The organism is Nocardia heshunensis, from assembly GCF_054782115.1.
On sequence record NZ_BAAGTC010000003.1, the window covers coordinates 213,800 to 226,937 of the forward strand.

Below are 13,138 nucleotides of genomic sequence, written 5' to 3' on the forward strand. Positions count from 1 at the left end.
TGCGCGACACGCTGAGCGGAAATGACCCGAGACAACAAAAAGGGCCCGGGGAGTACCCCGGACCCTCGACGGAGACACTGTCTCCGAGCTACCCGCTCACGCCACCGGAGTCAGCGGATCCGAGCCCGCCTCCGACTGCGCCCGCCGCAGCTTCACCACATACAACCCGCCGATCGACGCGATCAGCACACCCAGCGCGATCAACGTGATCACTGTCCACGACACCGTCTCCGGCTGCTCGAGCCGATCCACGAACACCCGCGCCGCCTCGGTGGTGTGGTCGGGCCCGCGGTACTTGGCCTTGTCCTCGGCCCACTCCAGATGCCCACGCGTGAACTGATCGCTGTAGGTGCCGACCCAGTCGTCGCTGAACACCACCACGGTCCCGTGCTCGACCTTGCCGACCTCGTTGGCCAGATCCCGCAGGTTCGCCTCGATGCCCGGATTGCCCTGCACCACAATGATGTCCAGCGGAATGCCCTGCTCACGCGCCTGAGCGGCGATGGCGGCCAACGCCTCGTGGTCACGCCCGGTGGGGGCGGAGACGTGATCATCGGCGAGATCGGCGATGATGGACTTCAGGTCGGTGTTGGGCGGTAGTTCCGCCCGCAAGGGCGTGAAAACCGAGTTGTGCGAGACGGTCACGAACGCAGAGTACGGGACGACTTGTCGTATCACCTCACCACGCCTCGCGATTCACGCCCCCGATGTGCTCACAGGACAAGCGTACTGTTAATGTCGGAAAACGGACGGGGCCGAGCGCCCCGACGAGTCACCGGCACAGCCCCGCCGGTGGCCCTCCCATTCACAGACGAGTGGAGCTGAACGTGACGAGTATCGATACCTTCGGCGCCAAAGGCACCCTCGAGGTCGGAAGCAACTCGTATGAGATCTTCCGCCTCGCGGCCGTGCCCGGCACCGAGAAGCTGCCCTACGCCCTGAAGGTCCTCGCGGAGAACCTGCTTCGCACCGAGGACGGCGCGAACATCACCGCGGACCACGTCCGTGCCATCGCCAACTGGGATCCGTCCGCCGAGCCGGACACCGAGATCCAGTTCACCCCCGCCCGCGTGATCATGCAGGACTTCACCGGCGTGCCCTGCATCGTCGACCTGGCCACCATGCGTGAGGCCGTCACCGCCCTCGGCGGCGACCCGAGCAAGGTCAACCCGCTCTCCCCCGCCGACATGGTCATCGACCACTCGGTCATCCTCGACGTGTTCGGCACCGCCGACGCCCTCGAGCGCAACGTCGACCTGGAGTACCAGCGCAACGGCGAGCGTTACCAGTTCCTGCGCTGGGGCCAGGGCGCGTTCGACGACTTCAAGGTCGTCCCGCCGGGCGTCGGCATCGTGCACCAGGTCAACATCGAGTACCTGGCCCCGACCGTCATGGTCCGCAACGGCCAGGCCTACCCCGACACCTGCGTCGGCACCGACTCGCACACCACCATGGTCAACGGCCTGGGTGTGCTGGGCTGGGGTGTCGGCGGCATCGAGGCCGAGGCCGCCATGCTGGGCCAGCCGGTCTCCATGCTGATCCCGCGCGTCGTCGGCTTCAAGCTGACCGGTGAGATCAAGCCGGGCGTGACCGCCACCGACGTCGTGCTCACCGTCACCGACATGCTGCGCAAGCACGGTGTGGTCGGCAAGTTCGTCGAGTTCTACGGCGCCGGTGTGGCCGAGGTTCCGCTCGCCAACCGCGCCACCCTGGGCAACATGTCCCCCGAATTCGGTTCCACCGCGGCGATCTTCCCGATCGACGAGGAGACCATCAACTACCTGCGCCTGACCGGCCGCAGCGACGAGCAGCTCGCGCTCGTCGAGGCGTACGCCAAGGAGCAGGGCCTGTGGCACAACGCGGACAACGAGCCCGCGTACTCGGAGTACCTGGAGCTGGACCTGGGCACCGTGGTGCCGTCCATCGCCGGCCCGAAGCGCCCGCAGGACCGGATTCTGCTGTCGGACAGCAAGAACGCGTTCCGCAAGGACATCCGCACCTACACCAACGATCCGGTCCCGCACACCGCGCTGGACGAGGCGATCGAGGAGTCCTTCCCGGCCAGCGATCCGGTCGCGTCGGGCACCGCCAACGACGACAGCCGGGTTCCCAACGCCGCCAACGGCAATGCCGGTCGTCCGTCGAAGCCGATCAAGGTTTCGGATCCGGAGCGCGGTGACTTCGTGCTGGATCACGGCGCCGTCGTGGTCGCGGGCATCACCTCCTGCACCAACACCTCGAACCCGTCGGTCATGATCGGCGCGGCCCTGCTGGCCCGCAACGCCGTCGAGAAGGGCCTCGCGTCCAAGCCGTGGGTCAAGACCAACATGGCCCCGGGCTCGCAGGTCGTCGCCGACTACTACGAGAAGGCCGGCCTGTGGCCGTACCTGGAGAAGCTGGGCTTCTACGTCGGTGGCTTCGGCTGCACCACCTGCATCGGCAACACCGGTCCGCTGCCGGAGCAGATCTCGGCCGCGATCAACGACAACGACCTCTCGGTCACCGCGGTGCTCTCGGGCAACCGTAACTTCGAAGGCCGTATCTCCCCCGACGTCAAGATGAACTACCTGGCCTCGCCGCCGCTGGTCATCGCGTACGCGCTCGCGGGCACCATGGACTTCGACTTCGAGGTCGACGCCCTGGGTCAGGACACCAACGGCAACGATGTCTTCCTGAAGGACATCTGGCCGTCGGCGCAGGAGATCGACGACACCATCAAGTCGGCGATCAGCCGGGACATGTTCACCAAGTCCTACGCCACCGTGTTCGACGGTGACTCGCGCTGGCAGGGTCTCAACACCCCCGAGGGCGACACCTTCGCGTGGGACGAGAAGTCCACCTACGTCCGCAAGGCCCCGTACTTCGACGGCATGTCGATGGATCCGGCTCCGGTGCAGGACATCACGGGCGCGCGCGTGCTGGCGCTGCTGGGCGATTCGGTCACCACCGACCACATCTCCCCGGCCGGTCCGATCAAGCCGGGCACCCCGGCCGCGCAGTACCTGGACGCCAACGGTGTCGAGCGCAAGGACTACAACTCGCTGGGTTCGCGTCGTGGTAACCACGAGGTGATGATCCGCGGCACCTTCGCCAACATCCGTCTGCGCAACCAGCTGCTGGACGACGTCTCGGGCGGTTACACCCGTGACTTCACCCAGCCGGGTGGCCCGCAGGCCTTCATCTACGACGCCTCGCAGAACTACATCGCCGCGGGCATCCCGCTGGTGGTGCTGGGCGGCAAGGAGTACGGCTCGGGTTCCTCGCGTGACTGGGCCGCCAAGGGCACCAGCCTGCTGGGCGTCAAGGCCGTCATCGTCGAGTCCTTCGAGCGCATCCACCGCTCGAACCTGATCGGCATGGGCGTTGTGCCGCTGCAGTTCCCGGTCGGCCAGTCGGCCGCATCGCTGGGCCTGGACGGCACCGAGACCTTCGACATCGAGGGCATCACCAAGCTGAACGAGGGTGTGACTCCGAAGACCATGAAGGTCACCGCCACCAAGGAGAACGGCGAAAAGGTCGTCTTCGACGCGGTCGTTCGCATCGACACCCCCGGTGAGGCGGACTACTACCGCAACGGCGGCATCCTGCAGTTCGTGCTGCGCAACATGATTCGCGGCTAACCACCGCGATTCGCCTCGGTCTTCGAAGGGCTGTTTCGAAGCCGAGTCGTGGTGGCGGGCACCGGTTCCCCGGTGCTCGCCACGCGACCCGCAGTGCGGGTCGCTTCGCTCGTCGCTCGTGCGGGTTCTCCGATTTGGTCGCAAGATCGATAAGGAGAACCCGCACAACACGTTTCGGAGGAGTCCAGTGCCCAAGGTCAGTGACGACCACCTCGCCGCCCGGCGCAGCCAGATTCTCGACGGAGCGCGTAGCTGCTTCGCGGAGTTCGGCTACGAGGGCGCGACCGTGCGTCGCCTCGAAGAAGCCACCGGCCTGTCACGGGGCGCGATCTTCCACCACTTCCGCGACAAGGACGCGTTATTCCTGGCCTTGGCCCAGGAGGACGCGGGCCGCATGGCCGAAGTCGCCGCCACCCAGGGCCTCATCCAGGTCATGCGTGACATGCTCGCCCGCCCCGAAGATTTCGACTGGCTCGGCACCCGCCTCGAAATCGCCCGCCGGCTGCGCAACGACCCCGAGTTCCGCGCCAACTGGGAAGAACGCTCCACCGAACTCACCGCGGCCACCGTGGCCCGCCTCGAACGCCGCAAGGCCGCAGGCGCCCTGCGCGACGACGTCCCGACCGAGGTCATCCTCGGCTACCTCGACCTCATCCTCGACGGCCTCATCGCCCGCATCGCCTCCGGCCATGCCAACGACAACCTCGAAGCGGTCCTCGACCTCGTCGAAGCCTCGGTGCGCCGCAAGCAGTAGCTAGCCGGTGATCCGGGAAATGCTTTCGGCGGTACCCAATTCGTCCCGGGCCTCGGGGTGCTCGGCGTAGAACTGCAGCGCCGACAGGGTGCGCATACCGCCGATGTCGAGAGCGAAGGCCGCGATGCGCAGCACCGCGATACCGTCGGTCGGATCCGGCTGGGGGTAGCCGTCGAGTGTGCGGCCCAGGCGACTCGATTCCGACCGGCACACGTCCGGTCCGTCGGTGAACGCCACCATGATCGACGGCCTGTTCGCCCCGGGGCGCGCGGCGGCGACGGTGGGCCCGACGGCACTGATCCGGGTCCACGGGATGAACATTTCGAATGCCATTGTGCGATAGCGCAATCCGGAGGGAGTCAGGGTGATCCGGACCGTCCGGAACCCGCCCCGCAGGAATTCCACGCCGACCCAGACCGGGTATACGGCGAATATCAGTGCGATGACGCCGAACCCGCGCGGATGAAACAGGCCACCATCCGACCAGGGCAGCCGATCCTGCAGTTTGAGAATCCCCCACCAGCCGAGCGCGATGGGTATGGCGGGGATCGCCACGAAGAGCAGACCGCCGAGCCGCCCGGCGCGCAGCACCGTGCGCGGCCCGTCGGGTCCGGTCGAATCGATCGCCACCCCGCCCGCGAACCCGTGCCTGCGGTAGAAGAATGACGTCAGCACACCGTAGACGAGCAGTCCCGCGCTCACCGCGAACGCCGCCGTCAATCCGGCCTTCACCCATTCACGGGCGACCGTGGACGCGACCGCGACGAACCCGGTGAAGATCGCGAAGGCGCCCACGAGCGCCGTACCGATAACCAGCTTTCCCATCGGCCGTTTCCATGCCTCGGGTAGCCGATCCTCCGATCGCAGAATCGCCGTCATGAATCGCCTTCCACCCCTGGTCGATGAGCAGTCCACACCGTACCCGTCCCGAAGACTCGGGCCTTACCCTCGGGCGCCGTCGGCTCCGATGGCCCGCGCGAGATCATCACCGAGCGGGTAGATCCTTTCCGGGGGCAGCAAGGCGCGTGCGCGGTCGACGCGGCCACTGCGCAGGTGCTCGGAGATGGTGCGCACCAACGGAGTCAGGTCACGGATCTCGACCGTCCAGTCCTGGACGTAGTGGTCGATGATGTGGCGGGACAGCCCGACCTGGATGCTGCGGTGGTCGAGTTTCGCTCCGCGCACCGAGTACTCCGGATCCCACTGCACATGGACGACGGCGTGCCGGAAAAGGCTGCGCCACTCCTCGTTTCCGGCGTAGACACGTCGCTCGGGACTGGTCAGAACCGCCTGGCCCAGCGCCTCCTCCCATCCCGCACGGGTGATGCGGATTGCCAGGATGCGCTCCTGTCCGGCCTTGCGCCCCCAGTTGCTGCGCTGCATCAGCCAGCGAAACGACGGCTTGATCCACGTCATCCGCCCGGTCGAGAACGGCGGCACGAACCGTTGCGCTGCCACCGCGGGGTCGGCGATGCCCGCCGAGTACGCCTGGTAGACCACGATGCTGTCGCGGTCGTAATCAGCCCTGATCTCGAATGTCCCGGTCACGCGCCAGCACGCTATTCGCACCGTGTCCCTGTCCACCAACCATTTTCGGTTCCCGCCTCGATCTCGTCGAAGCGCCGACCCGGTCGACCTACGATGACGAGATGAGCGCTCCCTCGCCCGGTCCGGCTTGGTGGCAGGCGACCGATGGTCGCAGCAGGGGTGGGAGATGGTCAACTTCACGACTCAATCGCATCTCACGACCGGCGGCACGCACACCGCATGGAGCGTCCTGTGCGTTCTCAAACGGCCGCTGCCGTCATAGTGCGGAGCATTCAAGGACGGCCCCTGGCGCTACGGATTAGGTAGGCGCAGTGTGTCATTCAGGCGAAATGCGCCGCGCCGACCGTGGAACGCGGTCATCACAAGTGCCCCTGCGCCGAGGGCGACGGCGCCGGGCCAAGCGTGATCGGGGAGGTTCGCGGCGGTGGCGAGGAGGGCGGCGAGGATGAGGCCGAGCCAGCCTGCGAGGGCGTTGCGGAGGGGTGAGTTGCCCAGGACATTCGGGAACTCCTCTCCCAGTAGGCCTTTGATGAAGTGTGGGAGGGCGTTGGTGCCCATGATGCCTGCGAGAGTGGCGAATACGACCGTGGACCACATGGGGAGCCTCTTCAGTTTCAGTCAACAGCGGTAGACCGAAACTACGCCCATCGGTCGATCCCGGTCAACATCCGTAGACTGAATCGATGCATCCCGCGACCACTCGCGCCCAGCAGCGACGCAATACCGAGACTCGGATCCTGAGCGCGGCGGCCCGGCTGTTCGCTGAATCCGGATACGACCGCACCACGATTCGCGCGGTGGCGACTGCCGCACACACCGATCCCGGGCTGGTGATGCGCTATTTCGGATCCAAGGAAGAGTTGTTCGCGCGGACCGCAGCCGTCGGGGCCGGGGAGCCGATCTCGGGTACGCCCACGCAGGCCGCCGAGCTGTTGCTGGCGACGCTCGGGGCCAAGCTCCAGGAAGAGCCGGTGAATGCGCTCGCCGCCATTCGGTCGATGTTGACGCATGCCGACGCCGCCGAGGCAGTCCGGGCCGCCATGGCCGAGCAGCAGCGACAGGCCGCCGCGCATCTCGCGGACGACGATGCCGGGCTGCGGGCCGGATTGCTCGGTGCGGTCACCCTCGGGGTGGTGATCGGCCGCCATCTGCTGCAGCTGGATGGATTGAAAGATGCTCCGCCGGAACGGATCACCGCGCTGCTGCGGTCCGCCTTCCATGAGATCGCACACGGGCGGCCCGAACCCGATCCCGCGGACTGACAACCCGCGGCTATCGATCACGCGCCGGGTTCGAGGTCGGCCAGTAGTAGGCGGGCAATGCGGTCGAGGTTGGCGCGGTCGGCTTCGGAGAGGGCCGACAGGATGCGGGTTTCGTTCTGGAAGTGCTCGGTGACGACGATGTCGATGAGCTCCAGGCCACGGTCGGTGAGGGCCACCTTGATGGCGCGGCGGTCACCCGCGTCGGCGATGCGGCGGACGAGGCCCGCCTTCTCCAGACGGTCCAGGCGGCCGGTCATGCCCGCGCGCGACATCATCAGGGTGTCGGCGAGGTGGGAGGGGTTGAGCTCATAGGGCTCGCCGGACCGGCGTAGCGCCGCAATCACATCGAACTCGCCGCTCTGCAATCCGTGTGCGGTGAAGACGGATTCGATCTGCGCGGTCGCCACCACCAGGAGTCGGCCGAGGCGGCCGAGGATGGCCATGGCCGTGCCGTCGAGGTCCGGCCGTTCGCGCTGCCACTGCCGCTGGATGACGTCCACCGGATCAATCTTCTTGTCAGGCATGGACAACACTCTATTCGATGCCATATAGTTCGGTAGCGAATTATCAACGACCTAATAGTTCGGAGCTAGTCATGAACGCCGCTTCCCTCCCCACCACCACCCGTCCGGCCGCCATCCGCCAGGCCCAGGACGCCGAGATCCTCGGCAACGAGAATGCTTCGGTGCGCCTGCTCATCGACTCGAACGAGGCGGGCGGGTCGGTCAGCACGGTCGAGGTCACCATGTCCCGCGGCGCGGACGGCGCGGTGCCGCACTACCACACGCTGTCCGATGAGCTGTTCTATGTCGCCGACGGCGAACTGCAGGTGCTGGCCGGGGACAAGATCGTCACCGTCGGCGCGGGCGGCACCATCGTGGTGCCGAAGTTCATGCCGCACGCCTTCGGCGCGTCCCCCGACAGCTCGGCCCGCATCCTCATCGCCCTCATGCCCGGGGTGGAGCGGCACGGGTACTTCCGGTTCCTGGAGCGGCTGGCCACCGGCGCGGTCACGCCCGCCGAGTTCGAGGCGGTGCAGGAGGACTACGACAACTACTTCACCGACGTGCCGCTGTGGCGGAACGAGCGCGAAGCCAACCGCGCCTGAGCGCCGCGTCGATCACGCACTCGGGGGACGATCATGAAAACCACACCGGCACCGGCGAATCCGCGAGAGTTGAGTAGACGCACTGGCAGGCCACGGGCGGCGCTGCGCACAGCCGCCACGCTGGCCGTCGCCGACGGCTTGCTCCAGGCACTGTTGGCGGGACGATTCCTAGCCGGGAACTTCGACGCGCTCGGAATGCATGGCGCCAACACCAGCGTGCTTGCGGCACTGACGATCACACTGCTCGGCATCGTGATCGCCTGGTGCCGCACCGAGCGCGGTCCGTGGTGGCCCGCCGTCGCAGCGCTCGCGCTCGTCGGGGCGGAAGGTGTACAAGTGTGGTTCGCGCAGCTCAACCTCCTCGAACTGCACGTGCCATTCGGCGTCGGCATCATCGCGACGCTGGGGTTGCTCACCGCTTGGGCCTGGCAGACGACAGGCGAAGCGGACGAACTACCGAATTCGGGCACGGTCATATCCGCCCGAAGCACCACACCGTCCGCCCCCGGCACGGCCTCGCCCGCCCAAGCCACGGCTCCCACCACCCACGGCACAGCCTCGCAGGTCCAAGACGCGGCGCCGTTGCACCCGGGCGCGGCCCCGTCTGTTCCAGGAGTGGCTTGGGCTGCCAGGGGCGTCGTCCGGTGAGCCCCTTCCGGTTTCGCACACGGCCCGCAAATTCGAGCTCGCTGGTGGATGTCGCCCGGCCGGGCATCGCCACGTCGCGCCGCCAGTTACTGCGCGCGGCTGGAATCGCGGCAGGTGCCGTCGCGGCGACAGGCGCGGGGATCTCGTGGCAGTTGTCCGGCACTCGCACTCTCGGCGCGACGCTGCGCAGTGCCGCGCGGCTGCCGGAGCCGTTCACCGTGCCCGGTGTCGTTCCGTCGGTGCTGGCCCCGGAACGAGTCGATGCCGCGGGCGACCACTACCGGATCGTGCAGCGACGGGCGGTGCGGGAGATCCTGCCGGGGTATCGCACCGAAATCTGGGGCTACCAAGGCGAATTCCCGGGTCCGACGATCCGGGCCAGGCGTGGTCGTCCGGCCATCGTGGTGCATCGCAACGAACTCGATGTGCCGACCGTCGCGCACCTGCACGGCGGTCACACACCTGCCGAATCCGATGGTTACCCAACCGATTACGTGCAGCCGCAGGCGGAACGCACCTACGTCTATCCGAATGAGCAGCCCGCGGCCACGCTCTGGTACCACGATCACCGCATGGACTTCACCGGCCCCGCGGTGTGGCGCGGCCTCGCCGGGTTCCATCTCATAGGCGACGATGGCGAGGACGGTCTGGGGCTGCCGTCGGGTGAGCGGGAGTTGCCATTGTTGTTGTGCGATCGGGCCTTCGATGCCGATGGCCGGTTCGTCTACCCGGCCGTCGATCCCAGCTCGCTGCACTCCCCCGGCGTCACCGGCGATTTCATGCAGGGCGTGCAGGGCGACGTGGTGTTGGTGAACGGCGTGCCTTGGCCGCGCTATGAAGTCGCCTCAGTGCGGTACCGGCTGCGGTGGCTCAATGCGTCCAATGCCCGGGTGTACCGCCTGCACCTCGACGGCCCGCACCGATCCGCACCCGGCTTCGTGCAGATCGGGTCGGACGGCGGGCTGCTCGACGCGCCACAGCATCTCGACGCGCTCGACCTCTCGCCCGGCGAACGCCTCGACACCGTCGCCGATCTGACCGGCTATCGGCCGGGTGACGAGCTCACCGTGGTCAACGATCTCGGTGCGGGGCGCACGGTGGAGGTACTCCGGCTGCGGGTCACCCGGTCGGAGCCCGATACCTCGAGAATTCCGGACCGGCTGGCCGAACTCGAGCGCCTCGACCCGAAGACTGCGGTCCGTCGCCGCGACCTCCACTTCCGTATGGGCGATATGCCCCAAATGGAAGGAATGTCCGGCGATTCCGGGGCGAAGGGGTGGCTCATCGACGAGCGCGCTTTCGAGCCGGATCGCACGGATCTCACCGCCCGGCTCGGCGAACTGGAGATCTGGCGGCTCACGGCGAACTTCAACCATCCGATCCACGTGCACCTGAATCACTTCCAGGTGCTCTCACGCAACGGTCGCGCCCCGCGACCGGCCGATCGTGGCTGGAAGGACACGGTTCACCTACCCGCGAGTCAGGAACTCGAGATCGCCATCCGTTTCACCGACTACCCCGGCCGCTTCCTCGTGCACTGTCATAATCTCGAGCACGAGGATATGGCGATGATGGCCGATCTGACGGTGACGCGGTGAGCATCGACGCCGTGGCAACCTACTATTCGGTCAATTGCGAGATTCCGAACCTACCGGTAGCCCCGCGATCGCGGACCGATGTGCCGCAGACCACTGGAAATACGGAATGCCCGGCGCGGACAGCCGGGTTGACGGTTACATGGCCTTCTCTGTTCCCATCACCGTTCGCGGCTACGAACTCGATATCAACGGGCATCTGAATCAGGCGGTGTATCTGCAGTATGCCGAGCACGCGCGCTGGGAGTTGTTGCGGGCGAGCGGTCTGCCGGGCGAGAAGATGGTCGCCGCGGGCATCGGCCCGGTGGTGCTGGAGCAGACCGTCAAGTATCAGCGGGAACTGCATCTGGGCGATGAAGTCGCCGTGACCTGCGAATTCGAATGGACCGGGCGCAAGGTCTTCACGATGCACCAGCAGATCGTGAAGTTGGACGGCACGGTTTCGGCGCAGCTCGAGGTGGTCTCGGGCATTCTCGATCTGCAGGCCCGCAAACTGGTTGCGGATCCCGGTGCGGCACTGCGGGCCATTGCCGACTCTCCGGACGTGCTGGGTCTCTGAACGAATGCTCTCGCACCGACCGCACCTCGTTTAATCAGCGAAAATCTTTCAGCGGGAGCGGTTTCCAAAACCTCGGCGGAGTTTGCCGGGGTGGCGGAAATCTTTCGTTGCGGACCGATTCCGGTGCGTTGCGGGATATGATTCAGATCACGCTCGGTCCCGCAGCAAATCCCGAGCAGATCGGAGTTCAGCATGACCGGCGCCCTGCACCGAACCGGATCAACCGCCGCCGTCAGCACCTCGCCCCCGCTACCTGGCTACCTTGTCGCAGCCACCGAGCGAAGTATCAGCGTGCGGGTCGGCGACGGCACCTGGACCTTCCACCGCACCGATGTCCTCGACATCACCCGGTGGGACACTGCGGCGGCGCAGACCGGCTGTGAGGGCCGGCCGGTGCTGGTGCACGTACGGTCCGGCGCCACTGCCGATTTCACGCAACGCCGCCGCGTCCAGGTCACCGATCGCCCACTCACCCTGGCACCGGATCTCAGCCCGGCGCGCGGTGACGACGAATTGCTCCGCGAGACCGAAATCTGGGCCCGCGGACTGGAACTGACCACGAGTCCCGGGGTCGGCGGGGCCACCATGACCTGCTGTCAGACTCGATCGCATCGCGGCAGCGACGACGGCATAGCCTGCGACAGCCTGGACTGACAGGGGCGCACATGCCCGCCCGCACAATGGGTTCGGTGCTCATCGTCACCGAGGCCGAAGACCTGCACGGCGATGCCCTGGCCGCGACCTTGCGCAAACACCACGGGCACAACCCGATTCGCCTCGACATGCGTGACTTCCCGCGCGAGAACGGCACTTTCCGGCTCGGCACGGACGGCTCCTATCGCAGCCTGTCCCATATCTTCGGGCTCGACGATGTCACCTCGGTCTGGTGGCGGCGACCGCACCCCTGCGAGGTGCCGACCGGTCTGAGCGATGAGGACGACACCTACCGCCGGGCCGAATGCGATGGCTTCCTGCAGGGTCTGCTCTGGTCTGTGCCCGCGTTGTGGGTCAACGATCCGGGGGCGGACCGCACCGCCTCGCGCAAGATCGTGCAGTTGGAGACGGCCTATCGCGCGGGGTTCGCGGTCCCGGAGACCCTGGTGACCAATGATCCCGACGAGGCCCGCGCGTTCATCGAATCCCGGCCCGGCGCAGTCGTTTACAAGCGCACGGGCACGGGTCGGGGCGCGTTCACCGAGACTCGACTGTTCACCCCGGCGGATTTCGATCGGCTGGCCACGATCCGCAACTCCCCCACCATCTTCCAGGACTACATCCGCGCCGAGAGCGATCTGCGCATCGTCTGGGTGGACGGCATCGAGTGGGTGGTGCGCATCGATTCGCAATCCGGTGTGGGACGGGTGGATTCGCGCCTGGACACCTCGGTGGCCTTCACCGCCGACCGGCTGCCCGCCTCGGTGAGCAAGTCACTCACCACGCTGATGGGCGCGCTGGGGCTGGCATTCGGCGTGCTGGATCTGCGCGTGGGGATCGACGGCGAGTTCTACTTCCTGGAGGTGAACCCTCAGGGGCAGTTCGCCTACCTGGAGATCAAGACCGGTCTGCCGATGTTCCAGAGCCTCGCAAACCTGCTGGTACTCGGCGATGGGACCGTGATCCCCTAGGCGGCACGATTCCGCGTGCAAACGCACACGCGTCATCGCGATCCGTCCGTGATCGCAAGTCCGCGACCGACTTTCGTCGGCCGGGACCTCGCGTTCCGTTTCCGGAGCGGGTGGACGCTACTTGCCGGCCTTGGCGGCCTTGCGGCGGTTCGCGCCACCCCGGCTGCGGAGTTGCACATGCGACTCCACCAGCACGTTGTGGATGAAGCCGTACGACCGCCCGGTTTCCCGGGCCAGGGACCGGATACTCGCTCCGGCCTCGTACTGCTTCTTGAGCTGGGATTGCAAGCGATCGCGGGATTTCCCGGTGACGCGCGTGCCTTTACCCAATACGGCTTTACCCTGTGCGGGCCTGTCACTCATGGCTATCCTCCGAGTCGCCGTGGGCGCCTCATTCCAGGTTAGAGACTTGTTCTTCC

Annotated in this window: 15 protein-coding genes; 9 read left to right on the forward strand and 6 right to left on the reverse strand. The window is 66.8% G+C overall.

Annotation, left to right across the window (positions count from 1 at the left end; translation table 11 throughout):
* Positions 1-96 precede the first annotated feature (96 nt).
* On the reverse strand, positions 97-645 hold the full coding sequence (locus ACYVN4_RS07670; protein WP_460718666.1) for an Rv1476 family membrane protein: 549 nt from the start codon (positions 643-645) through the stop codon (positions 97-99).
* Between the two features lie 182 nt (positions 646-827).
* On the opposite strand from ACYVN4_RS07670, the gene ACYVN4_RS07675 reads away from it, so the two are divergent.
* Together ACYVN4_RS07675 and ACYVN4_RS07680 are read left to right on the forward strand one after the other, a co-directional pair.
* The gene (locus ACYVN4_RS07675) at positions 828-3,620 is read left to right on the forward strand and encodes an aconitate hydratase (RefSeq protein WP_460718668.1); all 2,793 of its coding nucleotides are present in this window, start codon (positions 828-830) and stop codon (positions 3,618-3,620) included.
* A 187-nt stretch (positions 3,621-3,807) separates the two neighbouring features.
* Positions 3,808-4,374, forward strand: a complete 567-nt coding sequence (locus ACYVN4_RS07680) for a TetR/AcrR family transcriptional regulator (protein WP_379362785.1) — start codon at positions 3,808-3,810, stop codon at positions 4,372-4,374.
* On the opposite strand, the gene ACYVN4_RS07685 is transcribed toward ACYVN4_RS07680, so the two are convergent.
* The 3 genes from ACYVN4_RS07685 to ACYVN4_RS07695 form a co-directional block, all read right to left on the reverse strand.
* Positions 4,375-5,199 carry a hypothetical protein gene (locus tag ACYVN4_RS07685; protein ID WP_460718671.1) on the reverse strand — a complete coding sequence of 275 codons (825 nt, stop codon included), beginning with the start codon at positions 5,197-5,199 and terminating at the stop codon, positions 4,375-4,377. It abuts the gene before it with no gap.
* Positions 5,200-5,316: 117 nt separating this feature from the next.
* Complete coding sequence (locus ACYVN4_RS07690) at positions 5,317-5,922, reverse strand: DUF4291 domain-containing protein (protein WP_460718673.1); 606 nt, start codon at positions 5,920-5,922, stop codon at positions 5,317-5,319.
* Positions 5,923-6,213: 291 nt separating this feature from the next.
* Positions 6,214-6,519 carry a hypothetical protein gene (locus ACYVN4_RS07695; protein WP_460718675.1) on the reverse strand — a complete coding sequence of 102 codons (306 nt, stop codon included), beginning with the start codon at positions 6,517-6,519 and terminating at the stop codon, positions 6,214-6,216.
* An 86-nt stretch (positions 6,520-6,605) separates the two neighbouring features.
* Between ACYVN4_RS07695 and ACYVN4_RS07700 the strand changes: the two genes are divergently transcribed.
* The gene (locus ACYVN4_RS07700; protein ID WP_460718677.1) at positions 6,606-7,184 is read left to right on the forward strand and encodes a TetR family transcriptional regulator; all 579 of its coding nucleotides are present in this window, start codon (positions 6,606-6,608) and stop codon (positions 7,182-7,184) included.
* 17 nt (positions 7,185-7,201) lie between these two features.
* Here ACYVN4_RS07700 and ACYVN4_RS07705 read toward each other — a convergent pair whose 3' ends face one another.
* Positions 7,202-7,708 (reverse strand): MarR family winged helix-turn-helix transcriptional regulator, encoded by a 507-nt coding sequence (locus ACYVN4_RS07705; RefSeq protein ID WP_460718679.1) that lies wholly within the window; start codon positions 7,706-7,708, stop codon positions 7,202-7,204.
* 71 nt (positions 7,709-7,779) lie between these two features.
* On the opposite strand from ACYVN4_RS07705, the gene ACYVN4_RS07710 reads away from it, so the two are divergent.
* From ACYVN4_RS07710 to ACYVN4_RS07735, 6 genes are all read left to right on the forward strand, one after another.
* Complete coding sequence (locus ACYVN4_RS07710) at positions 7,780-8,292, forward strand: cupin domain-containing protein (RefSeq protein WP_460718681.1); 513 nt, start codon at positions 7,780-7,782, stop codon at positions 8,290-8,292.
* Between the two features lie 69 nt (positions 8,293-8,361).
* Entirely contained in the window at positions 8,362-8,940 is a 579-nt protein-coding gene (locus ACYVN4_RS07715) for a hypothetical protein (protein ID WP_460718683.1), read from the forward strand.
* Between the two features lie 44 nt (positions 8,941-8,984).
* Positions 8,985-10,538, forward strand: a complete 1,554-nt coding sequence (locus ACYVN4_RS07720) for a multicopper oxidase family protein (protein ID WP_460718685.1) — start codon at positions 8,985-8,987, stop codon at positions 10,536-10,538.
* A 139-nt stretch (positions 10,539-10,677) separates the two neighbouring features.
* On the forward strand, positions 10,678-11,094 hold the full coding sequence (locus ACYVN4_RS07725) for an acyl-CoA thioesterase (RefSeq protein WP_460718687.1): 417 nt from the start codon (positions 10,678-10,680) through the stop codon (positions 11,092-11,094).
* Positions 11,095-11,286: 192 nt separating this feature from the next.
* Positions 11,287-11,748: a hypothetical protein gene (locus tag ACYVN4_RS07730; protein ID WP_460718689.1), complete on the forward strand. Its 462-nt coding sequence runs from the start codon at positions 11,287-11,289 to the stop codon at positions 11,746-11,748.
* Between the two features lie 11 nt (positions 11,749-11,759).
* Complete coding sequence (locus tag ACYVN4_RS07735) at positions 11,760-12,719, forward strand: MvdC/MvdD family ATP grasp protein (RefSeq protein ID WP_460718691.1); 960 nt, start codon at positions 11,760-11,762, stop codon at positions 12,717-12,719.
* A 117-nt stretch (positions 12,720-12,836) separates the two neighbouring features.
* Here ACYVN4_RS07735 and ACYVN4_RS07740 read toward each other — a convergent pair whose 3' ends face one another.
* Complete coding sequence (locus ACYVN4_RS07740; protein ID WP_033087059.1) at positions 12,837-13,082, reverse strand: helix-turn-helix domain-containing protein; 246 nt, start codon at positions 13,080-13,082, stop codon at positions 12,837-12,839.
* Between the last annotated feature and the right edge of the window lie 56 nt (positions 13,083-13,138).